Raw genomic sequence first — 23,737 nt, forward strand, 5'->3', positions numbered from 1 at the left:
CAAGGTTCTGCTGCTCAGAATTTGACGGAAATTCTTCCTTCTGTAACAAAAGAAAATTCCAGAAGATGCGCAATGTGCACAGACGACAAGCATCCACAGGATATAATTGAATTCGGGCATATAAACGCAAATCTTAGGCTTGCTGTAAAAAACGGTCTCGACTGCTTTACGGCAATTGCAATGGCGACTGTAAACGCTGCGGAATGTTACGGCTTGAATGATGTTGGTCTGATTGCGCCTGGATACTCTGCGGACATTGTGCTTTTTGATAATCTTGAAGACTTTAATGCTGAAAAAGTTTTTATAGACGGAAAATTAGTTGCGGAAAACGGAAAGGCTGTTTTTGAAATTCGAAATAGGGTAGACAAGGCTGTAACTCATTCAGTTCATATTAAGCCGTTTATAATAGAAGATTTAGCTATAAAATTGAGTTCTGAAAAAGCAAAAGTCATAAGCTTAAAAAATCATGAGCTTGTAACTAAGTGCAAAATTCTAAATGTGAATTTGACAAACGGAATTTTTGACTGCAAAAAAAATCCGCAGATTCAAAAACTTATTGTAATGGAGCGGCATAAGAAAACTGGCAAAATCGGAAAAGGACTTATAGAAAACTACGGAATCAGCGGCGGAGCGATTGCCACTACAATTGCCCATGATTCCCACAATATTATTTCCGCAGGAGACAATGACAGTGATATTTTCGTTGCAATAAATGAACTTAACAAAATGGGCGGCGGAATTATTCTTATAAAAAATAAAAAAGTCATTGGCTCTTTGCCTCTTCCGATTGCGGGCTTGATGTCTGACAAGAGCTTTGTGGAAGTGAGCCAGACTCTGAAAAATCTTTTGGAACTTGCTTGGAATGAACTTGGAATCAGCCGTGAAATTGAACCTTTTATGACACTTTCATTTTTGAGCCTGCCTGTAATTCCTGAAATAAAGCTTACTCCGCGCGGACTTTTTGATGTTTGCAAATTTGACTTTACGCCGATTGAAGCTGATTGATAATTTTTGTCATTTGTATTTTTCTAAATTTTTGATTATATTATAGTTTATGAAAAAACAATCAAACGAAAAAGAAATTCTAGGACTTCCAGCTGAAACTCAGCTTCCTTTAAAACTTAATATTCTTCCTATTGGCGGCCGTCCGATTTTTCCGGGAATTTTTACGCCGCTTATGATAAATAATTCCGAGGACATAAAAGTTATTGAAAATTCTTTGGCAGGCGACGGTTTCATTGGAATCGTCATGTTAAAAGAGGACAAGGAAAATCCGACTGTAGTTGATCTTCATAAAGTTGGAACTGTTGCCCGCATTATAAAAAAAATAAATTTGCCGGATGGCGGCGTGAATGTTTTTGTTTCAACTTTGCAGCGTTTTAAAATCCGCAAGGTCTTGAACAGCTCAAATCCTATTGTTGCGGCTGTTGAATATCTTGAAGACGAAGAGGACAATACTTTTGAAGTCAAAGCTCTTACGCGCGCTCTTATAAGCGAAATGAAGGAAATCAGCGAAAACAATCCGATGTTCAGCGAGGAAATGCGCCTTAACATGGTGAACATTGATCATCCCGGAAAAATTGCTGACTTCATTGTTTCAATTTTGAATATTGACAAGGAAGAACAGCAGAAAGTTCTTGAAATGACAAATGTCCACAAAAGAATGGAGCAGGTTCTTGTCTTTATAAAAAAAGAGCAGGAAATTTTCCGTGTTCAGAAAAAAATTCAGACTGAATTAAATGAAAAAGTTGAAAAAAATCAGCGTGAATATTTTTTGCGCGAGGAAATGAAAAGTATTCAGGAAGAACTTGGAATTGCCGGGGATTCAAAGACAAGCGACTATCAGAAGTTCAAGTCAAAAATAGAGTCATTCAATTTTAAAGGCGAGGTTAAAGAAGCTTTGGATAGCGAGCTTGAAAAATTTCATTTGCTTGATCCGCATGACCCTGACTACAATATGAGCCGCAATTATCTTGAAACGGTTTGTTCTCTTCCGTGGAATGACGAGCCGCTTGAAAACTACAATATTGAAAAAGCTTCAAAAATTCTTGAAAATGACCATTATGGTCTTGAAGATGTAAAAAAAAGAATCATAGAATATCTTGCGGTTCGTATGCTCAAAAACGACGGAAAAGGTTCTGTGCTTATTTTGGTTGGACCTCCGGGAGTTGGAAAAACTAGCGTTGGACGTTCAATTGCAAATGCTATGAACAAAAAATTTTTTAGATTCAGCGTAGGCGGCGAGCATGACGAGTCAAAGATAAAAGGCTTTAGACGGACTTACATTGGTTCTATGCCGGGGCAGATTATCGAAGGCTTGAAAATTACAAAGTCGAAAGCTCCTGTTTTTATGATTGATGAAGTTGACAAAATGAATGCAAGCGCGCAGGGAGATCCTTCAGCCGCATTGCTTGAAGTTCTTGACCCTGAACAAAATTCAACTTTCCGCGACAGCTATTTGAATTTACCGTTTGATTTGAGCAAGGTTTTCTTCATTCTTACTGCGAATACTTTAGACACAATTCCTCGTCCTTTGCTTGACCGCGCTGAAATAATTGAACTTTCAGGCTACATAGATCAGGAAAAAATTGAAATTGCGCGGAAATATTTGCTTCCAAAAAATCTTGTTAAAAACGGATTCAAGAAAAATCAAGTGAAATATTCAAAACAGGCTTTGGCTTTGATTGCAACAGAATATGCAAGGGAAGCTGGAGTCCGCAATTTTGAAAAGTGCATTGATAAGATAAACAGAAAACTTGCTGCCGTGGAAGTAAGCCAGCTTGAAAAAAATGGAGCATCTGATTCTGCAAAAATTGGCGAGGCTGTTGCAAAGAAAATTTTCAGCATCGATATTCCAGAAGTCAGAAAATATCTTGGCAAGGCGGTTTTTGATGAAAGCCAGATAAAAACAGCTTCTGTGCCTGGAACCGCAATTGGTCTTGCCTGGACGAGCATGGGCGGCGACACTTTGCTTTTGGAGTCAATTGCGATAAAGTCTTCTAAAGGCGGGCTTCAGCTTACAGGACAGATGGGCGATGTCATGAAGGAAAGCGCGCAGATTGCCATGAACTGGAGCCGTTTGTTTGCAATAGAAAATAAAATCAAGGACAGCAAGTGGTTTGAGGAAAACACAATTCATCTGCATATTCCTGAAGGTGCAACACCCAAGGACGGACCTAGCGCAGGAATTACAATGGCAGTAACTTTTACTTCGCTTTTAAAGGGAAAGAAAATTAAGCCGAATCTTGCAATGACAGGGGAGCTTAGCCTTACAGGGCAGGTGCTTCCGATTGGCGGACTTAGGGAAAAAACTGTCGCTGCAAAACGCAACAAGATAAAGACGATTATAATTCCAAAAGCGAATGTCCGCGACCTTGATGAAATTCCAGAGCACGTAAAAAGCGGAATAAAATTTATTCCAGTGTCCCATGTTCAGGAAGTGATTGACATTGTCTTTTAGTGTATGAAATTTGCTTTCGCTTTTTTTGCCGGATTTTTTGTTCTTGTTTCTGCTTCGTTTGCTTTTCCGTTTAATTCAAAGCTTTCGGAGCAGGAACTTGATTCAGCTTTAAATGGTGAAATTCTTATTCGGAATATCAGTTCGTACAAAAATATTTGTCTTGATGTGGAAAATGCGGAAATAAATTCCTGTCTTGATGAACTGAAAGACTTGAATCCGCGTTATTTTGTTGAAGTTCTTCAGATTAGGAAATCAATCGATGGCGATGAGGTTATAAAAAAGCTTTCTGAGCTTCTTTCAAATGTTGAGTCTTATACAGAAATTCCTTATTATTCGGAGCGGCACAAGATTACAACTCCGCTTTATTCTTACTGCAAAATTCTTTCTGATTTTCAGTCTGGCGAAATTCACAATTTTACTGTTGATATGGAAATGCCTCCTTTTGAAGTTTATACTGCGGAAATTTCTATAAAGACAGATTATGAAAATTTTCTGCTTTATAAATCAAAAAACTTAAATGATATGGCTTGTGTTTCTTTTGTGCGTGTAAAAGAAAATAATCTTAGATCTGTTGTTGCAGCCTTTAGATATAATGAATATTGGATTATTTATGGAATTGGAGCGGCAAAAGCACCAAAAATAAAATTTTTTACGCATAGAATTGAGGTCGCCTTTATTTCTCGAGTAAAATCCTTTTGCTCTTTTGCGACATCTTTTTTAGATTGAATCAATAAAATTTATAAGTATAAGAAAAGCCGTTTGGAATTTTCCAAACGGCTTTTGTAGCTTTGTTCTTAAAAATTGCTTTCTATTTCTTGAAAGCTTCAGCAACTGCAACTGCGCAAGCTACTGTGCAGCCTACCATCGGGTTGTTGCCCATTCCCATAAAGCCCATCATCTCGACGTGTGCCGGAACAGATGAAGATCCTGCGAACTGAGCGTCTGAGTGCATACGACCCAATGTGTCTGTGAATCCGTAGGAAGCAGGTCCTGCTGCCATGTTATCAGGGTGCAGTGTGCGTCCTGTTCCGCCGCCTGAAGCTACAGAGAAGTAGTTCTTTCCTGCAAGGAGGCGTTCCTTCTTGTATGTTCCCGCAACCGGATGCTGGAATCTTGTCGGGTTTGTGGAGTTTCCTGTGATTGAGACATCGACATTCTCGTGCCACATGATTGCGACTCCCTCGCGCACATCGTCAGCACCATAGCATTTTACGATGAGGCGGTCAGGATTGTTTCCGTAAGGAACTTCCTTTACGACTGTAAGAGCTTTGTCAGTTCCGTTTCCGTTGAAGTAGTCGAATTTTGTCTGAACATAAGTAAAGCCATTGATACGGCTGATAATCTGCGCTGCGTCCTTTCCAAGACCGTTCAGGATTACGCGAAGCTTGTTCTTACGGACCTTGTTTGCGTTCGCAGCGATTTTGATTGCGCCTTCAGCGGCTGCGAAAGACTCGTGTCCTGCAAGGAATGCGAAGCACTGTGTCTCCTCGGAAAGAAGACGTGCTCCAAGGTTTCCGTGTCCTAGGCCTACTTTGCGGTCATCGGCTACTGAGCCTGGAAGACAGAATGCCTGAAGTCCTTCACCGATTGCGGCGGCGGCTTCGCTTCCTGTCATGCTTCCGGCTTTCTCACCCTTTTTGAGAGCGATTGCAGAGCCGAGGACATAAGCCCATTTTGCATCTTCAAAACAGATCTGCTGTGTTGACTGGCAGATTTCATAAGGATCAAAGCCCTTTGACTTGCACAGATCGCGCGCTGCCTGAAGTCCGGCCTCTCCTTCCGCGAATCCGTATTCCTTGAGAGCCTTGTTTACCTGAGGAATGCGACCTTCAAAATCTTCAAATAATGTTGCCATTGTATTCCTCCTTATTCCTTTCTAGGGTCGATTAGCTTGACCATACCCTGATCTTCTGTAACGCGTCCGTAGTGTGTGCGTGCCTTTTCAATCGCTTCTTTCGGATCTGTTCCTGCCTTGAGAGCGTCCATGAGCTTTCCGAAGTTGATGCAGTTGTATCCGATAATCTGGTTGTCCTTGTCAACGGCGCAAGTCTCAACATATCCTTCTGTCATCTCAAGATAGCGCGGACCAGTCTTGCGTGTCGCGAACATTGTTCCGACCTGTGAGCGCAGGTTCTTTCCGAGATCCTCAAGAGATGCTCCGACTTTGAGACCGTCCTTTGAATATGCGGACTGAGTGCGTCCGTATACAATCTGAAGGAAAAGCTCGCGCATTGCTGTATTGATAGCATCGCATACAAGGTCCGTGTTAAGGGCTTCGATGATTGTCTTTCCGATGAGAATTTCAGAGGCCATAGCTGCCGAGTGTGTCATTCCTGAGCATCCGATTGTCTCGACAAGAGCCTCCTCGATAATTCCGTTCTTGACGTTGAGAGTCAGCTTGCAGGCGCCCTGCTGCGGTGCGCACCAGCCGATTCCGTGTGTGAAACCGGAAATATCTTCCTGAGTCTTTGCCTGAACCCATGCGCCTTCCTCAGGGATGGGAGCAGGTCCGTGATAAGCACCTTTTGCCAACGGGCACATGTGCTCCACTTCTGCAGTGTACTTCATACCGTTTACCTCGAGATATGTAGAAATATGAATCCGGCTAAAAATGTAAGCCTGCCGGAATCTTGGCGGAAATTATATCACTTTGAAAACGGAAATTCAATTGCTGGAATATGCGTTGCTCATCCATTGCTCACGCTTTTTAAGAAAGTCAATCATATAGTCAACTTCGCTTTCGTAAGTTTTGCGATTTTTCCAGCCGGGAGCGTGAGGCCATTGCCGTTTTCCAAGATTGTGCCAGACAGAATCATTCAGCATTACAAAAGGCTTTACATTTTTTGACTCGTTTTCAATCCAGGTGAATGAGCCAAGAAGTTTTACTTTGGTTTCGTTCCATCGTTCTGTGACTTTGCCTGCAAAATATTCATCTTCAAAAAGCCGCTTGTACCATTGGTCTTGGCTCACCCAAAATCCTTCTGGATCTTGGCAACCGTCATAGCTTATGTTTCCGCATGAAATATCCATGTCCCAAAGCGGTCCCATAAAAATTTTCTTTACCTGTGAATCGTAATAAAAATAGCAGGAAGCCTGAAATTTTGCATCGTGGTTTTTGGTAAATTCGTTTATAAGATACCAGTCAACAAAAGAATCTTCATCAATTACACTTTGCCAACCTTTTTCCGCAGATTTGAAATCAGGTGAAAAAATCACATCTTCGGCATTTTGTATTATCTGCTCCATCTGCTTGTATTCAGATTCGGATTTTTGCTCCATCCGTATGCTGATTTTTGTTCCACGTGATGTGCGGAAATTCCATTCCTTGTTAAGCCTTGAATTTACAGTTGCGAGAAATGAGCCGTTTGGAAGAGAAAGCTTTTCATATTCGATTTTTTCTGTAACTTGATAAAGTCCGTTGAATTTTCCGTTTATAAAAACTGCGGCAAACCTTGCATCTGGAGTCCACTTCATTTTGTTCCAGACATTTCTTGCAAGAAAATATGAATATTCGTTTCTAAGCGAAGTTTTGTCAGCAGTGTTTGCCATTAAAATCCATTTTTTTGACTGTTCCATTCCAAAAAGTGGAGCAGGCTTGTTTAGTTTTAGAAGGTATGGTCTTTTGTAAAGTTCCCTTGTCTGCCATGTTGTGTTTCCGTGTCCGCGGATTTTGCATGAGCCTGAAAGACCTTCTGCTTCATACATTGCCGTAACATAGTTTATTTTTGAATTTATTTTTTTCCCTGCCATCGTGTCAATGTGCATTACAGGAAGTCCTATTTCTTCGCATTTTTCAGGCGTAATCTGATTTTTTGATGAATTTGAAAACATCAGAATTAAAAGAACAGAAAGAATTGCTAGAATTGTTAAATGCAAAAAAGAGTTCGATTTTAGTTGCATATTTTTTTTATACCATTATTTGCAGTTTTCTTCAACTTTTTAACTGTTTTTACCCCCCCCCGGATAAAGTTTTTCTCTTGACAATAAAGTATAATAGTTGTAATATCAGATTTAGTTACCGTCTGTTCGTTAACTGTCAGTTTTACAAGGAGCTTTATGGGCAAAAAATACCGCCACGAGTTTAAGTATCTTTCTCCTGAAATCACGCTTTCTGCGATTGAGCAGCGGCTGGACGCGATTCTTCCGCGCGACAAGAACGCCGGAGAGAAGGGCGAGTACGCAATCAGAAGCATTTATTTCGACGACATTTTCAACACGTGCTATCTTGAAAACGAGAACGGCACAGACCCGCGCGAGAAATTCAGAATCAGAATCTACAACTGCCAGAAAAATAGAATTTCGCTTGAATTGAAGAGAAAGGAAAACGGAATGTGTCTGAAGACTTCCTGTCCGGTTAAGCTTGAGACGCTCGAGGAGATTATGGCGGGAAAAATCCCTGACTTTACGGGCGAGACTCCTTATCTTCTTAAAAAGCTGATTTGCCAGATGCAGTTCCGCGCGCTCCGACCCGTTGAGATTGTCTCCTACGAGCGAGTTCCTTTTACTTATGACGACGGAAATGTGAGAATCACTTTTGACAGGAATCTTCGCTCTTCAAGCAACATCGGGGATTTTTTCAACGAGGATGCGGCTTTCCGCTCAATCTTTCCGTTCGGAACGAATATGATTGAGGTGAAGTACGACGAGCTTCTGCCGGATTTTATAAACGAGGCTCTCCAAACAAGCGCGCTGCAGTGGACTTCGTTCTCAAAATATTACATCTGCAGAAAGTTCGACATTCAGGGGCTTCGCTGCGGATTCAGAGCTTAAGGTGCAACACTTTATTTAATTATTTATAGAAAGCAAAAAGGAGTTTTTATGGGATTCAAGGATATTTTTAAGAAGTCGTTTATTCAGGGATTCACGAGATACGACGCGACGCCTGAGAACATCATTGTTGTGTTTTTGATTGCGGCGTTTTTCGCGCTTTACATTTTCTTTGCGTACAGGCTTTTGACGAGAAGGACTTTTTACTCGAAGTCGTTCAACATCGCGCTTCCGGCCCTTGTTCTGATTACAGCCGGCGTTATCCTTACGATACAGTCGAGCGTTGTGATTTCACTTGGTATGGTCGGCGCGCTTTCTATCGTGCGCTTCAGGACAGCGATTAAAGACCCGATGGATTTGGTTTTCCTTTTCTGGGCGATTTCAACCGGAATCATCTGCGGAGCGGGGCTTGCCCAGATTTCCTGCGTTCTTGCGTTTGTCCTGACTGTCGCGCTTTTTGTTTTTGACCGGCTTCCTGTGGCAAAAGCTCCAAAAATCCTTATGGTGAGCGGAAGCGGCTACGAGCTTGAAGAGAAAATCATGGCGATTGTTAAGGAATTCTGCAAATACTACACTGTGAAAAGCCGCGCGCTTTCAAACGGAAAAGTGAATCTCGTTGTTGAAATCCGCTCGAAAGACGACTCCGCGCTCTTGCAGAAAGTTGCGGGTACGGAAAATGTCGCCTCTTCGACAATTCTTGCGCACGACGGCGAAGTTACATATTAGATTCAGTTTTGTACTTTTATTGCAATGTTTTAACTAGGAAGAGCGGAAAATGAAAATTATTCACGGAATAAGAAGATATTCGTATGCTTTTGGTCTTTCGCTCTTCTTGCTTGCGTTTGGAGCTCTTTTTGCATTTCTTATTTCTTCTGACAGAAAAATTACACTTTCTGAATGTGAAAAACTCGGGTTTCCGATTCTTGAAATTTCCACAGACAAACTTAAGGAAATAAAAAGCAAGGAAAAATATGTAAAAGCTACTTTTACGCTCAAAAATTCTACAGAATATGAAGAGATTTCAGGCAAATGCAAGCTGCGCGGACACGGAAATTCTACTTGGAAAACAACTTTCACGCAAAAAAAGCCTTATCTTTTAAAACTTGAAAGTCCAGCAAGTCTTCTTGGAATGAAAGGCGCGCGCAAATGGATTTTGATGGCAAATGCTGCCGACCGTTCAATGCTCAGAAATTATTACGCCGAATATCTTACGCACAATGTTTGGAACAATATGCGGTGGAATCCTGAGTCTCGCTATGTAACGCTTTTTATAAATGGAAAATATCGTGGACTTTATGGAATAACTGAAAAAGTTGAAGTTGTAGAAAATCGCGTTGAGTTTGATAGCGAAGGCTTTCTTGCTGAAATCGACAGCCATTCAGGACGGCCGTACTCTTTTTCAACTAATTCAAGGCTGAATTTTAATATTCGTTCACCAAAATCGACTTTGGAAAATTACAAGAAATGGGCGGCAAAAATTGAGTCGCTTGAAAAGCTTCTTTATTCAGATGATTGGAATGAAGTTGATGGATACAAGAAGTATTTTGACATGGATTCGTTCGTTGATTGGTACTTGCTTGCGGAATTCTCCAAGAACTACGATGCGAATTTCTACAATTCGATCTTTATGAACTATGATTATTCGACGGAAACGCTTTATATGGGACCTGCATGGGATCACGACATCGGATTTGGAAATACCTCAAAAAGCACAACTACTCCAGAAAGCTATGGTTCGCTTTTAAGTAATAATGCCTGGATTCAGATGTTCAACTTTTTCGATCCTCTAAAGAATTCATCTGCGGCAAAAGACTATGAAGGATTTTTAATTAACCAGGGCAGCTGGTACAACAGAATGTTTGGTGATGACGAATTTGTTGCCCTTGTAAAAAAACGCTGGGTGGAGACAAGAGGTCAACTAAAAGATTCCTTTGAATGGCTCCGTGAGCAAGGTGAGTTTTTGGATGAAGCCGCAGAACTTAATGATTCTGTATGGCACATAATAGGAAGCGCAAACTGGCCACGCGCGCCGGGCTACCGCTCAAGAAAGACTTACAAGAGCGAAGTTGATTTTCTTGTAGACTGGTGTGAAAAAAGATTCGAATGGTTCGATATGATTTTTATGGAATAGATTCAATTTTGAGTTTTTTTTGTTTCTTTGCACCACATAGAAATAACTCAAAATACAGTTTCTTAAAAATCAACTTCATCCAATGTAGTATTCTTTGTTATTTCTTTTTGCTGAAAATTCTGTAGTTTAGCCATGGGAATATTGTATTTTTTCTTTCACATGAAGTTAGCCATTCTGTGCTTACAGTGTTGCTTGCTAGTGAGTCAAACACACGTGTGAAAGAAAGAATTTCATCTTTGAATATTTCTTTTATATAATCTGGTGTTTTTCTGTCATGAATCATTGCTGGCCAGTCTCCGCTTTGCGCTAAAAGCACTTGTTTTGCCGCCATATTCAAAAGACGTTCTTTTAGTGAAGTTTCAGAAGGAAATCTTTCTGCAAGGTCTATTATGCGCTGTGTTGCTTTTCTTGTGTAGCGTATCATCCAGCTGTTGGAATTGTCCAAAAGATCTTCTCCGTATCCCAAGCCATTTGCAGAGCATTGGTAAGGCTCAATTTTAGGCAAGGAAAACTGCTTGTCTATAAGATTTTTGCAAAGTTCAAATTCAAATCCTCTTTTGCTTGCACGGCATCTGATTACATTTTCAAGCCATTCAACGCCTTCATGCCATTTCTGCCCAAGAAATTCAGCTGGAATTGTGCATACTAGAACTGCGTCTTTTTCCTCCATTATATTTGCTGCTTGTTCAAGTTTTTCTGCCTTGGAACTGTAAAAGCTAAGAGCGTCTTTTATAATCTGTTTTTTTGCTTGTGCAGAATTATAAGGAACAAGGTTGTTATCTTCGCTTTCGTTGCTCCAATATTTGAATCCGGTTGGAATTCTTGCGTCTGTTTTTCCAAAGAAATCGCCGAGTTTTTCCTGCTCAAGGTCAAATCCTATATCGCGGATTTGTGAGCGATAGGCTTCATTCGTAGAAATCCCCTCTTCGCCTGCTATGTCTTGCAGAGTGTCTGGATCACTTCCGAAAATTACAAGCGAGCTTTTTGTTCTGACAGGCGAAAATATTCCTTCTTGCGGGCACTGCTCAGAAAATAAAATTGCCCTTGCGTCAAGAATAGTATAATTTACTCCATAAGAACGTAGCGGTCTTTCAAGATTCTTATCCCAGCCCATATATGGAAGCCAGAATCCGTCTCCTGTGTCACCAAAAAAATTTCTCTGCGAATAAAGTCCTGTTTCTATTTGAGCATTAATGGCTTCTGCGTAATCGCTATAGTGTGGAAGATACGAAAATGTTGCGGCAGTTGGAATAAGCTCAAGAATGCCGAGCTTTTCAAAGTATTTTATTTTTCCAAGAAGATTTTTCTCATAGGTTTCTGTAAAGTCTGCTTTAGTTTTCTCTATAAATTCAAGACAGTTTTTTGCCTGCTCAAGGCAATTGGAATCTTTGCATCTTAAAACTTCTGCATCTCCAAGCTTGATCAGCTCGTCAAGATATTCTATATATTTGTCTTGAATTCTTGAATCAGAAAGAAGCGTGCAAATTGATGGTGAAATTACAAGCCCGAGCTTGAAGGGAATATTTTCTTTTTCAAGCTGGCAGAACATATTCAAAAGTGGAATGTAAGTTTCTGTTATTGCGGAAAAAAGCAGGCTATATTGAACCTGAAAACCTTCTTTATCTTCGGTCTGTGGAATATAACCTTGGTTCGCTTCAATTATTAAAACAAGTTTTTTTTCAGACATTGTTGATTCCTTTAGTTTGAAAATGACTGTCTATGGTTCAGGAAGTTGTCATGCAGAATTTTCTTTATTCCGGAAAGCTGTACAAGCGGCGGAAAGTCAAACTTTTTTCCCGGCTGCATTTCAATAATTTTTTTGCTTTCTTCTGGAATTTCAATCATTCTAGTTGATGCAAGAATTTCTGCGCTTTTTCCGCTGAAAGAAGCTGCAAGGTCTATTCTTGCAAACTTTTTTCCGCCTGGAATCATAATATACTGCTCGTTTGGTTCAAGAGGAATTTTTACATCAAAAGAATCGTCTGATTTTTCTGATTCAGCAGAGTCAAAAAATGAAATATGGAGAAATGCGCTTTCAAATGAAAAATCTTGAGACAGTGTTGAAACGTCAGATTCCTTTATGTCCCAAAGCACAAAAAGCCATGCTGGATTTCTGATAACGGCATCTATGCAAGTATTGTTGTATGTTTTTGGAAGAGTGTCTGGAACTGGCTCATCATCGTCTGAAATTTGAACTTCTGGCTTTTTTTCTGTTGATTCAGACTCTTCTTCCGCCTCTAAAAGCTCTCCAATTATAAAACGGCGGTCAAGGTCGCCAGGAATATCTATTCCATATTTATCAGCAAAGGCGATAAGTTGTGATGTTGACATTGCCTCTAGTTGCTGTCGGGATACAAATTTCATAACCTGCTAATAATCGCTAAAAAAGAAACTTTTGTCAATGTAGATTCCGATGTTCATTGGTAACTAGTGGCAATAAAAGTTGTTGAAAATAGGCGTCTTTTTTTATAAAATGGCGGAATGATAAAAGCTACAGGTTCACAGATTATTTTAAAGCTTCTTGAAATGGAAGGCGTTAAGTTTGTCGCAGGAATTCCGGGAGGTCAGATTCTTCCTTTGTACGATGAATTGAATAAATCTTCTATAAAACATATTTTAGTGCGCCATGAACAGGCTGCTGGCTTTATTGCTCAGGGAATGTCTCGTTCAACAGGGATTCCCGCTGTTTGCATGGCGACTTCCGGACCTGGCGCAATGAATCTTCTTACTGCCATTGCGGATGCAAGGTGCGATTCAATTCCAATTGTTGCAATTACAGGCCAGGTTAATACATCTTTAATTGGAACGGATGCTTTTCAGGAAGCTGATACATTCGGTCTTTCTTTCCCTATTACAAAGCACAGCATGATGGTAAAGTCTGTTTCAGAACTTCTTACAGCAATTCCTCTTGCATTTGAAATTGCTTCTAGCGGACGTCCTGGACCGGTTCTTGTAGATGTTCCGCGCGACGTTCAGACTGGATTTGCGGAATTTGAAGAATGGCCTAAAATCCGCTCCTCTGAGGAAGTAAAGAAATCTGTTTTTGCAAGAAAGTTTTCTACTCCAGAAGATAAAATTCCTTGTGTTGTTGAAGAAATGGCACAGGCTCTTTTGTCTGCTGAACGTCCTGTGTTTTATATTGGAGGCGGATGTAATTCACCTGTGGCTTCATCTAGTATAAAAAATCTTCTTGAGTCTTTTGATGCTGTGGCTGTAACAAGCCTTATGGGCATTGGCTCATTGCCTAAGAACTTTAAAAGCAATCTTGGCATGGTTGGAATGCACGGCTCTTATGCGGCAAACAAGGCAATGCATGATGCTGATGTGGTTCTTGCAATGGGAGTGCGCTTTGATGACAGAGCTACAGGTGTGATTGCGAAATTCTGCCCGGAAGCAAAAATTCTTCATATAGATATTGACGCTGCTGAAATAAATAAAATACTCCCTTCTAGCTGCTCTTTAGTTTGCGATGTTGAAGTAGCTCTTCCTCTTCTTGTTTCAAGAATAAAAGAATATGATGATAAGAAATTTGCCACTCAAAGGAAGTCGTGGCTGGAATCTCTTTGTTCTATTTTTAAGCAGACAGAAAGCTTTGAGCTTGGACGTGGAAAAAAAACAGATTCAGTAAATCCGCGTAAGTTTATAAATGAAATTCCTTTGAATGCAAAAAAAGCGGGGCTTTCTTCAAAAGATATAATTGTTACAACGGATGTAGGACAGCACCAGATGTGGGCAGCTCAGTATTATCCTGTGGAATATCCTCGTCAGTTTTTAACAAGCGGTTCTTTGGGAACTATGGGCTTTGGTTTGCCTGCTGCTATTGGAGCTGCTATTGCAAATCCTGAAAAGAAGATTGTGTGTATTTCTGGAGACGGAAGCATTCTTATGAATCTTCAGGAGCTTGCGACTTTGAGCGAGCTTAACTTAAATGTTACAGTTATTGTTCTTGAAAACGGCGTGCTTGGAATGGTTCATCAGCAGCAGGAATATCTTTTTGAAAAGAACTACAGTGCAAGTGAGTTTATAAAGAATCCTGATTTGCTGAAAATTTCGGAGGGATTCGGAATTGAATCTATTGATGCAAATTCAGACTCTTTATGGGCAGAGAAGGCATTTTCAAAAGGTCCTAGGTTCGTGCGGCTTAGAATAGAAAGAGATGAAAACGTTCTTCCGTTTGTAAAGGCGGGAAGTGCCAATATTGATGCAATAAGAAACTGAAAAAACTAAAATATTCCCATGTTCTAAGTTTGTCTTTCCGCTTGCTTGTTGCATGGGAATGTAAAACTTTCATGTTGCGTGATAAAAATGTAGTTTCTTGCCTTAAAGTTCCATTGCGGTTTCTGAAAGTTCTTTTCTCATAAAGTGCCTTTCACTTGGGGAAGAATCTTCCGCCGGATAGCCAATGTCCAGCAGGCATACAAGCTCAAAATCTTTTATCTGCGGAAAAGCCTCATAGATTTTTTGACTGTCATATCCTCTTGCCCATAACGTTCCAAGCCCAAGCTCTGTTGCTTCCATCATCATTGCTGTTGTTACTATGGCTGCGTCAACTTCTCCTCCATCATAGTCTGGATAATGAATGTCCGCAGTATTTTTGTAGCTTGTTTTTTTATCATAGCAAACCATAAGTACAACAGGCGCGTGATAAGACATTGGTGTTGCATTGTAAATTTTCTCTAATGCATCCTTGCTTTTTATGATGAATATTTTGTGCGACTGGCTGTTTTTTGCTGTTGGAGCTAGACGCCCTGCCTCAAGAATTTTTTCAAGTTTTTCATCTTCAATCTTCTGGCTTGAAAATTTCCTTACAGAATACCTTTTTTTTGAAAGCTCAATGAAATCCATTTTTCCTCCTAAGATTATCGGGTCGAGCCCGATAATGACATTTTAATATTTAAAAAGTCGAACTTCAGACTATCTATAAAAGTATATTAAACTTATTGATTATTATTTTCAATTTTTTTTCTAAAATCTTTTTATTTATTTGAAAAAGTATTAATATTGTAACATGGGATTTTCAAGAGAAGAATTAGCGGAAAAATTTTTGAGGACTTACGTAAAGCCTTTCACCGCAAAGGATATGAGAAAAGTCTTGAACACCCTTGGCTTTTCAGCTTCGCTAGAGGATGCAGTGGATTTTCTTTGCTCAAGCCCTAATGTTCTTGAGCTTGAGGACGGAAGATTTGTTACCCATGCAGGAGCTTTTACTGGTGAGATTTTCAGCATAGTTCCTACAGCTAAAGAAGCAGAGCAGGGCGTTTTTGTTCCTGGCGACAGATGTATGCCTTTTGTGGAAACAGATAGAATTTCTTCAACGCTCCGTTTTTATGTAAAAGGAAAAAAAGTTCCGTCCAAGGTTGGTGTTTTTGATAGCGATGATGCTATCGATATGTTCATGCTTTATGGAGAAGAATATGCTCCCCAGTATATAGCCGCCGACCCTGCGAACAAAGATTTGGATTTGGTTTCGCGCGACTTTGAGCTTTCAAATACAGTTAATCTTACTGGGCTTGACTTGGACTACCTTTCAGAAAAGTACGGATATAAAAAAGGCGACAGAATTCTTTGCTGTGTTACTGACTGGAATGCTGGAAAACTTAATATGATGATTCTGCATAGCGATGAAACTAGTTTTGACAAGGGCGAAATTGGGGAAAAGCGGATTGAGTGGTTTGCGGAGCTTGAAAAAAGGCTTCTTGACTGTTTTGAAAAACGTGGACCAATGACTTCAATAGAAGAGCAGCTTGTTACAGTTTTTTTTGAAAATAGAAGGACACTGTGCGTTCCTTACTGCGGCTCAACGGAAGAACTTCTGTTTAAACATACAAATAAGATTTCTTTTGAGCATTACGGAGTGGAAACAAGACTGTGGAGAAAAGGAGAAGAAGTTCCTGCGTTCGGAAAATGGAATTCTACGCTTGCACTGTTAAATAATGAGTTGAAAAAAAACATTACATTTGCGGAATACACTCTTAATTCTATCCCAGAGTTTGTGTATGACCAAATCATACTTGATGCTCTTTATCAAAAAAAAACAGACTATGCAAAGTATGCGATAGACTTTATATGCCGAGATGACTTTTCTCTTGACGACATTCAGATTCAAAAAATTATCTTGTCGCTTAAAGAAAGATATGCTATTCTTCAGAAAGATTACAACTGGTTTGCAGATCAGACTCTTGGAGCAGTCAGAAAGAAGACACTGGAACTTTATGGAAATGTTTCTTCCCTAGTAAGGAAAATCGATTTTCTTGGTGAATTGATTCTGAACCTCCCGAGCCAGGAAGTTGTGGTTTTGGCTCAGCTTCATGGACATATTTTGCGTATGCTTGAAACTATAGCTTCTGATCCGACTGCAGAAGAAACTGCAGATGCGCTGCTTCTTTCATTAGACGGAATGGAATGGAACTTTGAGGATATAAAGGGAATTCTTGAGTCTTCTCTTGCAAAGGAAAAGCAAAGCCAGTTCAAGGTTATAAAAGGCGGTTCATGCGTTGCTGGCAGAATGAGTTCTTTTAAGAAAAAGTAAAAGTGGGTTACAAGGAGTGTACTGTTTATGGAAGATTTTGATATTGGTATTCTTTTTGAGCGTGGAGAAGTTTTAGAGAATGTGCCGGGAAATTCCTGTGCGAAAATCTTTGAGTATATATGCGACCGAATTGTTGTGCCTTCTGGTCTTACTGCTCACCAGCTTCAAAAAGAACTTGTTGAGCGTGAAAAAGTTCTTAGCACGGCTGTTGGAAATGGAATTGCAATTCCTCATCCTCGTTATCCTCTTGTAAAAGACAGCTCTGAAAGTAAGATTGTTGTCGCATATTTACGAGAGCCTATGGATATGCAGGCTCCTGATGTAAAAAAAGTTTATGTGATGTTTATTATTCTTTCTGATTCTGCGCAGTTCCATATAAAAGTTCTGTCTGCCTTGGCGACTTTATTTAAGAATGAAAAATTCCGCAAGGGAATTCAGGCTTGTCCTTCAAAAGGCGAGCTTTTGGACTTGCTTAGAAGAATTTCACGTCCTGAACTCTTATAGTAAACAGCCTTTGTTTTTTAACCTTTAGATGATTGAAAAAACATACGCTTAGTTGTAGAATACCACTAAAATTTTCCTTAATTTTAGTGGAGTGTAACAACTATGGACACAAAAGCTATCGAAGCTGTCGCTTTGTCAATCAGAAGCCTTTCTATGGATGCAATCCAAAAGGCAAATTCAGGTCATCCAGGACTTCCTCTTGGTGCTGCGGAAGTCGCTGCTGTTCTTTATGGTGAGCTTTTAAAGCATAATCCTGCTGATTCAAAATGGGCGGATAGAGATCGGTTTATTCTTTCCGCTGGACATGGCTCGATGTTGCTTTATTCAATTCTTCATCTTTCAGGATATAAAGTTTCACTTGATGATATAAAGACATTCCGTCAGATTGGCTCAAAATGCCCTGGACATCCTGAATATGGCGAAACAGATGGTGTCGAATGCACATCTGGACCGCTTGGACAGGGAATTGCAGCCGCAGTTGGAATGGCGATTGCTGAAACAATGCTCGCTGCACGCTTTAATACTCCAAAGCACACAATTGTTGACCATTATACTTATACTCTCGTTGGCGAAGGTTGCCTTGAAGAAGGTGTTTCATCAGAAGCCAGTTCTCTTGCCGGAAATCTTGGTCTTGGAAAACTTATCGTATTCTATGATGAAAATAAGATTTCAATTGATGGAAATACAGATATAACATTCACAGATGACATTGAAAAACGCTACCTTTCTTACGGTTGGCAGGTTTTGCGTGGCTCTATGTATAACGTAGGTGAAATTGCAGACCTCGTTGAAATTGCAAAGCGCGACACTTCAAAACCTTCTTTAATTATTCTTAAGTCTGTGATTGGCAAAGGCGCTCCAAAGCAGGGAACTGCTGATGTGCATGGCGCTCCTCTTGGAGAGGAAGGCTGCAAGGCTGCAAAGACTGCTCTTGGAATTCCATCTGATGAGCAGTTCTGGGTTGCTCCTGAAGCGTATAAGTACTTTGAAGAAAAGAGACTTGAATGGGCAAAAGCTGAAGAAAACTGGAACAAGACATTTGCTGAATGGGCAAAAGAAAATCCAGAACTTGCAAAGAAATGGGATTCCTATTGGAATCACAAGGCAACAGGCGAGTGTGAATCCCCTTCTTATAAGGCTGGAGACAAGCTTGCTACACGTGATGCCAGTGGAAAAAGCCTTAACTGCATGGCTAAACGCTATGAATGGCTTGTGGGCGGTTCTGCTGACTTGCAGGGACCTAACAAGACAAAAGTTGCTGACGATGACGGTGTTTATAGCAAGTCAAACAGAAAAGGCCGCACAATTGAATACGGAATCCGTGAGTTTGCGATGAGCCAGGTTATGAGCGGAATCAATTTGCATGGAGGACTTAGAGCTTTCGGGGCTACATTCCTTGTGTTCAGCGACTATCTGCGTCCTTCTTTGCGTGTTGCAGCTTTGAGCAAGCTTCCTAACATCTATATCTTCACACATGATTCAATCTATGTAGGTGAAGACGGTCCTACACATCAACCTGTTGAAACAAATGCGGCTTTGCGCTGTATTCCTAATGTGCAGTTCCTGCGTCCGGGCGATGCAGAAGAATCTGCTGTTGCATGGGAAATGGCGCTTGAAAGCACAAATCATCCGGTTTGCATGGCATTTACAAGACAGGCAATCACTGTATATGAAAAGGCAGACAAAGATTGGAAGAATACTGTAAGAAAAGGCGCGTATATAGTTCAGGAAGGAACGAAGAATCCTGATATTACAATCCTTGCAACAGGCTCTGAAGTTGAAATGTCTTTGAATGCTGCAAAGATTATTTCTGGCAAAAATATTCGTGTTGTTTCTGTTATGGACAAGACTTTGTTTGAAAAACAGGATGAATCGTTCCAGAAAGAAATAATCGGTAATGCAAAGCGTGTTGTTGTTGCAGAAGCCGGTGTAAGTTTTGGCTGGGAAAAATATGTTTCAAGCGAAAAGGACTTGTTTACAATTGACCGTTTTGGCGAGTCTGGTCCTGCTGCAAAAGTAGCTGAAGATCTCAAGTTTACTTCTGCTTATTTGGCAAAAGTCTTGGAATGCTAATTTCTCATTAGACTAATTTATAAACGAAAGTCCCGGAGCCATAATGCAGATATACTCCGGGACTTTTTTGTTTATTCCTCTATCATAATAGGAATTTTACTTATTCCTGTTATTGGAGTTTTTAACTCATATCCACTTCTTTCTGATGTGCAGATTTGTATAAAGTATTTCTTTCCTGCTGTAAGCAAACGAGGAAGATGAAATTCAAGCATTTTAGATGTATTTCTTGTTATAAATTCTTCTGGAACTTTTATCCAGGTAGATTCATCTTCTGTTGGCTCGTTATTTTCTGTTTCTGGAACAAACCATATTCCGCTTTCTGCGCCTCCGATTTTTAGTTTTTTCCCAATAAGACGTGCACTGAATGTGGCTTTTAGTGTCTTATCCTTTGTTCCGTCTACAGGATTTTCGATTTGTGAAATTTGAGGAGATGGAGTTGTTACAGAGGTTACAGATGCACTTATGGTTTTAAGTTTTTCGTTTAATTGTTCATTTGCGCAAAAACGCGCTTCAAAGCCTGTTATGATTTCTGCCTCTGGTGTAAGTGACTTTATTCCATTGCAAGGGGCAATGTAAAGCTTGCAGATTTCCATTATGTCTACTGCAAAACCAAGTTCTGCCTGCTCAAGAATTTCCTTTTTCAACAGTTCCATGGCATGACCTACCTGATAACGGTCAATTCCCTGATTATGAGCAGAAACAAGATCTAGAATTTGATCTGTTGTTACTGTTTTTCTTGGAACACGGGCAATGTATGTGTGCTCCTTGAAATAGCAAGGTGTTAATGTTACAGCGAAGTTTGTTTTACGCTTTGTGTCGATGTTTATCATAATATTGACTCCTTTGTATTATTTTTATTTGTCTGTTGTTTTTACCACTATAGTTTTAGACAACGTCTTTTTTCTTTTGGTGGTTTGAAAGATCTGCGGAAGTTTTTTACTTTTTATAGAATTTTTCTAGCCTGTTTTCCGCAACATGATTTTTAGACTTTTTTACTGCATAGTGTCAGTTAAGAAGTCTTATTTTTTATTTTCATTTTCTTTTCCTCCTTTTTTTACATTTTCAATAAAAACTTGAAAATGCTGTTTGTTTTTTTTATTTATAACTATGTTATTGCCTTAAATTAAAAAAAAATGCCGGTTTTTTAGATAAAAATATAGAAATTTTTATTTTTTTTTCTAATTTGCAGATGAAATAATTCATAAGCTATTGAGTAAGGTTTATTTAGGTTATGGTTGTTTTTATTGTTAGGGTATCCGCAATATTTACTGCTTGCTGTATATAAATTGCTGGATAACTTATCTATGAGGATGCATATAAGCTATACGCATTCTCATAGATACGCTGTAATGATTTGTATGAATAGTCTGACAAAGAGTTGTGAAAATAGCATGACGAACTTCATTACATACAACTTGGCTGAGAGCTATTCTTATAAGTTGTATAAATTGTGTATTATAAGTTGAGAAAGAGATATGCCTATAATCTATGGAACGTATACTCTGTTAGCGTCGGGAGAAAACAACCGCCACGAGTCAGGCGGAATTAACCAAAAAAAGTCAAAAGAAAAAAGCCATTATCAATTTTAGCCATAATCCTTAGAATGGTGTTTGACCTAAATCCCATCGAAGGAGAAAAATGAATGACAGAATTGATAATGACCGCAAACTGAGTTTACCACAGGCGCTAGAAGTAATTAAGACCCGCGAAGGTGAAAATTTTTCAAATGAAAAAGTAAATCTTGCTGAGCTTCATCGAATGACCGGAATAACGCGTGGAAAACTCCGGCGGCTGAAAAAGAACAGTTTTGAAGAAAAGCCAAATGGAAACAAGGGAAAATCAGCTGCAGTAAATGTTCTTTCAGGTTACGAATCCGTACTGAACAATTTCCTCAAGACAAACATAACTAACTCCCAGGTCTGTTTTGAACGATTGCAGGAACTTGGATATGAGGGCGGACTCACATCGATAAAAGTTTATATCCAGAAGCACAAGAATCTTGCGCCTGCACCGCGGCAGATAATTTCCCCGCAGGGAAACCGTGGCAGAAGGTTTTCAACAGAACCGGGACAGAGCTATCAGATGGACTGGGGATTTGTTGATGTTCTTGCAGAGAACGGCGAAATAATCCAGGCAGCCTGCTTTGCCATGATTTGCCATCATTGCGGACAACGGTTCATTGAATTTTTTCCAAACGCAAAGCAGGAAAATCTGTTCATCGGAATGCTTCATGCATTCAAGTATATGGGCATTCCAAAAACTGTTCTTACAGACAACATGAAGTCCGTCGTTACAAAAAGAGACTGCAACGGAAGACCTGTCTGGAACCATGACTATGAAGTTTTCATGAAGACCGTCAGATTCGAGACCAGATTGTGCAAGCCATACCATCCTTTCACAAAAGGAAAGGTTGAACGGCTTGTACAGTTCGTGAAGGGAAATTTTCTTGCAGGAAGAACATTCATGAATGTCACTGACCTGAATGAACAGGCACTGGACTGGTGCAACAGACAGAATTCAAGATACCAGAAATCATTGAACCTTATTCCAAATGATGTTCATGCGGAAAAATGCCTTCTGGTAGCGGCAGAACTTAAGAAACGCGAGGAGCTGTTTGTATATCTATGCCCGGAAAGACGTATTTCCTTTGACGGTTTTGTGAACTATGAAGGCAGACGATTCGGTGTTCCGTACATATACACGCAGAAAACGGTACATGTATACAGGCATGGCCATGAACTTCTGATTTATTCTGAAGATATGAAGCAAAAGCTTGTTACGCATGAAGTAACCTGGAGCCGTTATGACAGCTACTGCAAGGATCAGTATGCAAGGCCTGACCAGCCTGAAGAATTCCCTACGGCAGATGTAAAGACTCTGATAGAGCAGATTATACAGCCAGACGAAGAAGACTATTTTGACCAGTTCGATTTCAGCGGAGGAGATGATGAATAGCGATATTATTTCCTAATTGGGCAACAGTCTTGATGTTCTGAAAATGAAGATTACAGAGCAGGAAATTGCCGATTACATGATTGAAAGAGAATTCTCTGGCTTACAGATGCAGGCCGTAGCAGATGTGTTTGCAGAATTTGCAGAAAGGAAACAAGAGGGTTCCGTAAACTTTCTTCTGAAATGTTCCCGTCTTCCGATGAAGAATTCCAAGACTTTCGAGAACTTTGATTTTTCGGAACTCTCGGGAAAAGGACTCGAAAAGCTCAAGTCGATAACGACCCTGGCACCGCTTTATGCACACAGGAATCTTGCATTCATCGGGCCTGCAGGAACCGGGAAGGCTCATCTTGCAATGGCGTTTGGGTATGAATGCTGCAAGAGAATGCTGAAGACTTGTTTTATCAAGATGACGGAACTGAACGACATGTTCACAGAAGCCAGGAAATATGGCCGTGAAAACAGAGTCATTAGTTCTCTGGTAAAACCGTCCTGCCTCGTAATTGATGAGGTCGGTTACTGCAATTTTGACACCGAAAACACAAGGTTGTTTTTCGACATGATTGACCGCCGTTACAACAAGGAAGGAAATTTCAACATTATTTTCACAAGCAACAAGCAGCCGAAATTCTGGAAGCAGTGCTTTGCAGAAGAAGATACTTTGAAATGTGCAATGGACAGAATCTTTGATGATGTGATGATTTTCAATTTTTCTGGTTCAAGCCATCGTGGTCAAAAGCGGGAAGCATTCAACCTGACCACGAAAAAAGTGCAAACTGTTACTGACAGCATTCAGGAAATCGAATAAAATTTGAATTGTGAGATGGGATTTTTGGTCATTTTCGTCTGACTAAAATTGGCGATTTTCTCCCGACTCGTAATGGTTAAATTCGCCGGACGCTAACAACTCCATTGGTAATGAAGATAATATGCCGATAAGTCTACCTGAGATTTGTCTTTATTCCGCGTGCCAGTTTTCCCTGATTGCCTTGTAAAGCTCTTTTCTCATGCTTTCTATGACTGTGTCTGTGATTATGCGGATTTTCTGTTCATCTTTTTTTTCGACTTCTGATTTCTTGAAAAGTACTTCAGGCTCAACGTTCAGGGCTGCGGCGATTTTTTCGATTGTGGAAAGTTTGGGCACATTCTTGTAGGTTTCCATAAGCCCGATATAGCTTGTCGCCGTGTTGCATGCTTCTGCCAGCTGTTCCTGCGTGATGTGCTTTTCCTTGCGAATTCTTTTTATGTTGTCGATTACTGTCTTTTCTAAATCCATTTTATATCAAGATAGATATATTTATATATAATTTTAATTGATTAA

20 protein-coding genes are annotated in these 23,737 nt (G+C 40.0%); 12 read left to right on the plus strand and 8 right to left on the minus strand.

The window, feature by feature from the left end:
- The 3 genes from B4C08_RS09645 to B4C08_RS09655 form a co-directional block, all read left to right on the plus strand.
- Window positions 1-1,005, plus strand: a 1,005-nt coding sequence (locus tag B4C08_RS09645) for an adenine deaminase C-terminal domain-containing protein (RefSeq protein ID WP_296664885.1), incomplete at its 5' end; no start/stop codon positions are given.
- Between the two features lie 49 nt (window positions 1,006-1,054).
- The gene (gene lon, locus B4C08_RS09650) at window positions 1,055-3,460 is read left to right on the plus strand and encodes an endopeptidase La (protein WP_296664887.1); all 2,406 of its coding nucleotides are present in this window, start codon (window positions 1,055-1,057) and stop codon (window positions 3,458-3,460) included.
- A gap of 3 nt (window positions 3,461-3,463) precedes the next feature.
- Window positions 3,464-4,186 carry a DUF6675 family protein gene (locus B4C08_RS09655; RefSeq protein ID WP_296664889.1) on the plus strand — a complete coding sequence of 241 codons (723 nt, stop codon included), beginning with the start codon at window positions 3,464-3,466 and terminating at the stop codon, window positions 4,184-4,186.
- A gap of 82 nt (window positions 4,187-4,268) precedes the next feature.
- Here B4C08_RS09655 and B4C08_RS09660 read toward each other — a convergent pair whose 3' ends face one another.
- From B4C08_RS09660 to B4C08_RS09670, 3 genes are all read right to left on the minus strand, one after another.
- Window positions 4,269-5,315 carry a GGGtGRT protein gene (locus B4C08_RS09660; protein ID WP_295798744.1) on the minus strand — a complete coding sequence of 349 codons (1,047 nt, stop codon included), beginning with the start codon at window positions 5,313-5,315 and terminating at the stop codon, window positions 4,269-4,271.
- Between the two features lie 11 nt (window positions 5,316-5,326).
- Window positions 5,327-6,028 carry an iron-sulfur cluster assembly scaffold protein gene (locus tag B4C08_RS09665; RefSeq protein WP_296090936.1) on the minus strand — a complete coding sequence of 234 codons (702 nt, stop codon included), beginning with the start codon at window positions 6,026-6,028 and terminating at the stop codon, window positions 5,327-5,329.
- Window positions 6,029-6,124: 96 nt separating this feature from the next.
- Window positions 6,125-7,336, minus strand: a complete 1,212-nt coding sequence (locus B4C08_RS09670) for a CotH kinase family protein (protein ID WP_296664892.1) — start codon at window positions 7,334-7,336, stop codon at window positions 6,125-6,127.
- Between the two features lie 180 nt (window positions 7,337-7,516).
- Here B4C08_RS09670 and B4C08_RS09675 point away from each other — a divergent pair, with 180 nt between their 5' ends.
- From B4C08_RS09675 to B4C08_RS09685, 3 genes are read left to right on the plus strand one after another with little or no spacing between them, the layout of a single operon-like run.
- On the plus strand, window positions 7,517-8,230 hold the full coding sequence (locus B4C08_RS09675; RefSeq protein WP_296664894.1) for a polyphosphate polymerase domain-containing protein: 714 nt from the start codon (window positions 7,517-7,519) through the stop codon (window positions 8,228-8,230).
- Window positions 8,231-8,278: 48 nt separating this feature from the next.
- Window positions 8,279-8,953, plus strand: a complete 675-nt coding sequence (locus B4C08_RS09680) for a DUF4956 domain-containing protein (RefSeq protein ID WP_295798727.1) — start codon at window positions 8,279-8,281, stop codon at window positions 8,951-8,953.
- A gap of 49 nt (window positions 8,954-9,002) precedes the next feature.
- The gene (locus tag B4C08_RS09685; protein WP_296664896.1) at window positions 9,003-10,358 is read left to right on the plus strand and encodes a CotH kinase family protein; all 1,356 of its coding nucleotides are present in this window, start codon (window positions 9,003-9,005) and stop codon (window positions 10,356-10,358) included.
- 97 nt (window positions 10,359-10,455) lie between these two features.
- Here the strand turns inward: B4C08_RS09685 and B4C08_RS09690 are convergent, their stop codons facing one another.
- Both B4C08_RS09690 and B4C08_RS09695 read right to left on the minus strand, forming a co-directional pair.
- Window positions 10,456-12,045, minus strand: coding sequence for a 1,4-alpha-glucan branching protein domain-containing protein (locus B4C08_RS09690; RefSeq protein WP_296664898.1), 1,590 nt, complete (start codon window positions 12,043-12,045; stop codon window positions 10,456-10,458).
- 11 nt (window positions 12,046-12,056) lie between these two features.
- Window positions 12,057-12,689 (minus strand): DUF4912 domain-containing protein, encoded by a 633-nt coding sequence (locus B4C08_RS09695; protein WP_296664900.1) that lies wholly within the window; start codon window positions 12,687-12,689, stop codon window positions 12,057-12,059.
- Window positions 12,690-12,839: 150 nt separating this feature from the next.
- Between B4C08_RS09695 and ilvB the strand changes: the two genes are divergently transcribed.
- Entirely contained in the window at window positions 12,840-14,576 is a 1,737-nt protein-coding gene (gene ilvB / locus B4C08_RS09700) for a biosynthetic-type acetolactate synthase large subunit (RefSeq protein ID WP_296664902.1), read from the plus strand.
- Window positions 14,577-14,678: 102 nt separating this feature from the next.
- On the opposite strand, the gene B4C08_RS09705 is transcribed toward ilvB, so the two are convergent.
- Window positions 14,679-15,203 (minus strand): nitroreductase family protein, encoded by a 525-nt coding sequence (locus B4C08_RS09705; RefSeq protein ID WP_296664904.1) that lies wholly within the window; start codon window positions 15,201-15,203, stop codon window positions 14,679-14,681.
- Between the two features lie 163 nt (window positions 15,204-15,366).
- Here B4C08_RS09705 and B4C08_RS09710 point away from each other — a divergent pair, with 163 nt between their 5' ends.
- From B4C08_RS09710 to tkt, 3 genes are all read left to right on the plus strand, one after another.
- Window positions 15,367-16,887, plus strand: coding sequence for a hypothetical protein (locus B4C08_RS09710; RefSeq protein WP_296664906.1), 1,521 nt, complete (start codon window positions 15,367-15,369; stop codon window positions 16,885-16,887).
- A 27-nt stretch (window positions 16,888-16,914) separates the two neighbouring features.
- On the plus strand, window positions 16,915-17,391 hold the full coding sequence (locus tag B4C08_RS09715; RefSeq protein ID WP_295800405.1) for a PTS sugar transporter subunit IIA: 477 nt from the start codon (window positions 16,915-16,917) through the stop codon (window positions 17,389-17,391).
- A gap of 102 nt (window positions 17,392-17,493) precedes the next feature.
- On the plus strand, window positions 17,494-19,464 hold the full coding sequence (gene tkt / locus B4C08_RS09720) for a transketolase (protein WP_296664908.1): 1,971 nt from the start codon (window positions 17,494-17,496) through the stop codon (window positions 19,462-19,464).
- Window positions 19,465-19,535: 71 nt separating this feature from the next.
- On the opposite strand, the gene B4C08_RS09725 is transcribed toward tkt, so the two are convergent.
- Complete coding sequence (locus B4C08_RS09725) at window positions 19,536-20,294, minus strand: DUF4469 domain-containing protein (protein ID WP_295800396.1); 759 nt, start codon at window positions 20,292-20,294, stop codon at window positions 19,536-19,538.
- 808 nt (window positions 20,295-21,102) lie between these two features.
- On the opposite strand from B4C08_RS09725, the gene istA reads away from it, so the two are divergent.
- Together istA and B4C08_RS09735 are read left to right on the plus strand one after the other, a co-directional pair.
- A complete protein-coding gene (gene istA, locus B4C08_RS09730; RefSeq protein WP_296664910.1) occupies window positions 21,103-22,419 on the plus strand; it encodes an IS21 family transposase in 1,317 nt (438 codons plus the stop codon).
- Between the two features lie 43 nt (window positions 22,420-22,462).
- On the plus strand, window positions 22,463-23,224 hold the full coding sequence (locus B4C08_RS09735) for an ATP-binding protein (RefSeq protein ID WP_296664913.1): 762 nt from the start codon (window positions 22,463-22,465) through the stop codon (window positions 23,222-23,224).
- 150 nt (window positions 23,225-23,374) lie between these two features.
- Here the strand turns inward: B4C08_RS09735 and B4C08_RS09740 are convergent, their stop codons facing one another.
- A complete protein-coding gene (locus B4C08_RS09740; protein ID WP_296664915.1) occupies window positions 23,375-23,692 on the minus strand; it encodes a helix-turn-helix domain-containing protein in 318 nt (105 codons plus the stop codon).
- Between the last annotated feature and the right edge of the window lie 45 nt (window positions 23,693-23,737).

This window comes from Treponema sp. UBA753 (assembly GCF_002297325.1).
Taxonomy (GTDB): domain Bacteria; phylum Spirochaetota; class Spirochaetia; order Treponematales; family Treponemataceae; genus Treponema_D.

Excerpts from the sequence above, each read along its gene's own strand:
- B4C08_RS09705 (WP_296664904.1), bottom strand. The coding sequence starts at position 15,203 with ATGGATTTCATTGAGCTTTCAAAAAAAAGGTATTCTGTAAGGAAATTT.
- tkt (WP_296664908.1), top strand. The coding sequence starts at position 17,494 with ATGGACACAAAAGCTATCGAAGCTGTCGCTTTGTCAATCAGAAGCCTT.
- ilvB (WP_296664902.1), top strand. The coding sequence starts at position 12,840 with ATGATAAAAGCTACAGGTTCACAGATTATTTTAAAGCTTCTTGAAATG.
- B4C08_RS09690 (WP_296664898.1), bottom strand. The coding sequence starts at position 12,045 with ATGTCTGAAAAAAAACTTGTTTTAATAATTGAAGCGAACCAAGGTTAT.
- istA (WP_296664910.1), top strand. The coding sequence starts at position 21,103 with ATGAATGACAGAATTGATAATGACCGCAAACTGAGTTTACCACAGGCG.
- B4C08_RS09735 (WP_296664913.1), top strand. The coding sequence starts at position 22,463 with ATGAAGATTACAGAGCAGGAAATTGCCGATTACATGATTGAAAGAGAA.
- B4C08_RS09675 (WP_296664894.1), top strand. The coding sequence starts at position 7,517 with ATGGGCAAAAAATACCGCCACGAGTTTAAGTATCTTTCTCCTGAAATC.
- B4C08_RS09665 (WP_296090936.1), bottom strand. The coding sequence starts at position 6,028 with ATGAAGTACACTGCAGAAGTGGAGCACATGTGCCCGTTGGCAAAAGGT.
- B4C08_RS09695 (WP_296664900.1), bottom strand. The coding sequence starts at position 12,689 with ATGTCAACATCACAACTTATCGCCTTTGCTGATAAATATGGAATAGAT.
- B4C08_RS09740 (WP_296664915.1), bottom strand. The coding sequence starts at position 23,692 with ATGGATTTAGAAAAGACAGTAATCGACAACATAAAAAGAATTCGCAAG.
- lon (WP_296664887.1), top strand. The coding sequence starts at position 1,055 with ATGAAAAAACAATCAAACGAAAAAGAAATTCTAGGACTTCCAGCTGAA.
- B4C08_RS09715 (WP_295800405.1), top strand. The coding sequence starts at position 16,915 with ATGGAAGATTTTGATATTGGTATTCTTTTTGAGCGTGGAGAAGTTTTA.
- B4C08_RS09685 (WP_296664896.1), top strand. The coding sequence starts at position 9,003 with ATGAAAATTATTCACGGAATAAGAAGATATTCGTATGCTTTTGGTCTT.
- B4C08_RS09680 (WP_295798727.1), top strand. The coding sequence starts at position 8,279 with ATGGGATTCAAGGATATTTTTAAGAAGTCGTTTATTCAGGGATTCACG.
- B4C08_RS09660 (WP_295798744.1), bottom strand. The coding sequence starts at position 5,315 with ATGGCAACATTATTTGAAGATTTTGAAGGTCGCATTCCTCAGGTAAAC.
- B4C08_RS09655 (WP_296664889.1), top strand. The coding sequence starts at position 3,464 with ATGAAATTTGCTTTCGCTTTTTTTGCCGGATTTTTTGTTCTTGTTTCT.
- B4C08_RS09725 (WP_295800396.1), bottom strand. The coding sequence starts at position 20,294 with ATGATAAACATCGACACAAAGCGTAAAACAAACTTCGCTGTAACATTA.
- B4C08_RS09710 (WP_296664906.1), top strand. The coding sequence starts at position 15,367 with ATGGGATTTTCAAGAGAAGAATTAGCGGAAAAATTTTTGAGGACTTAC.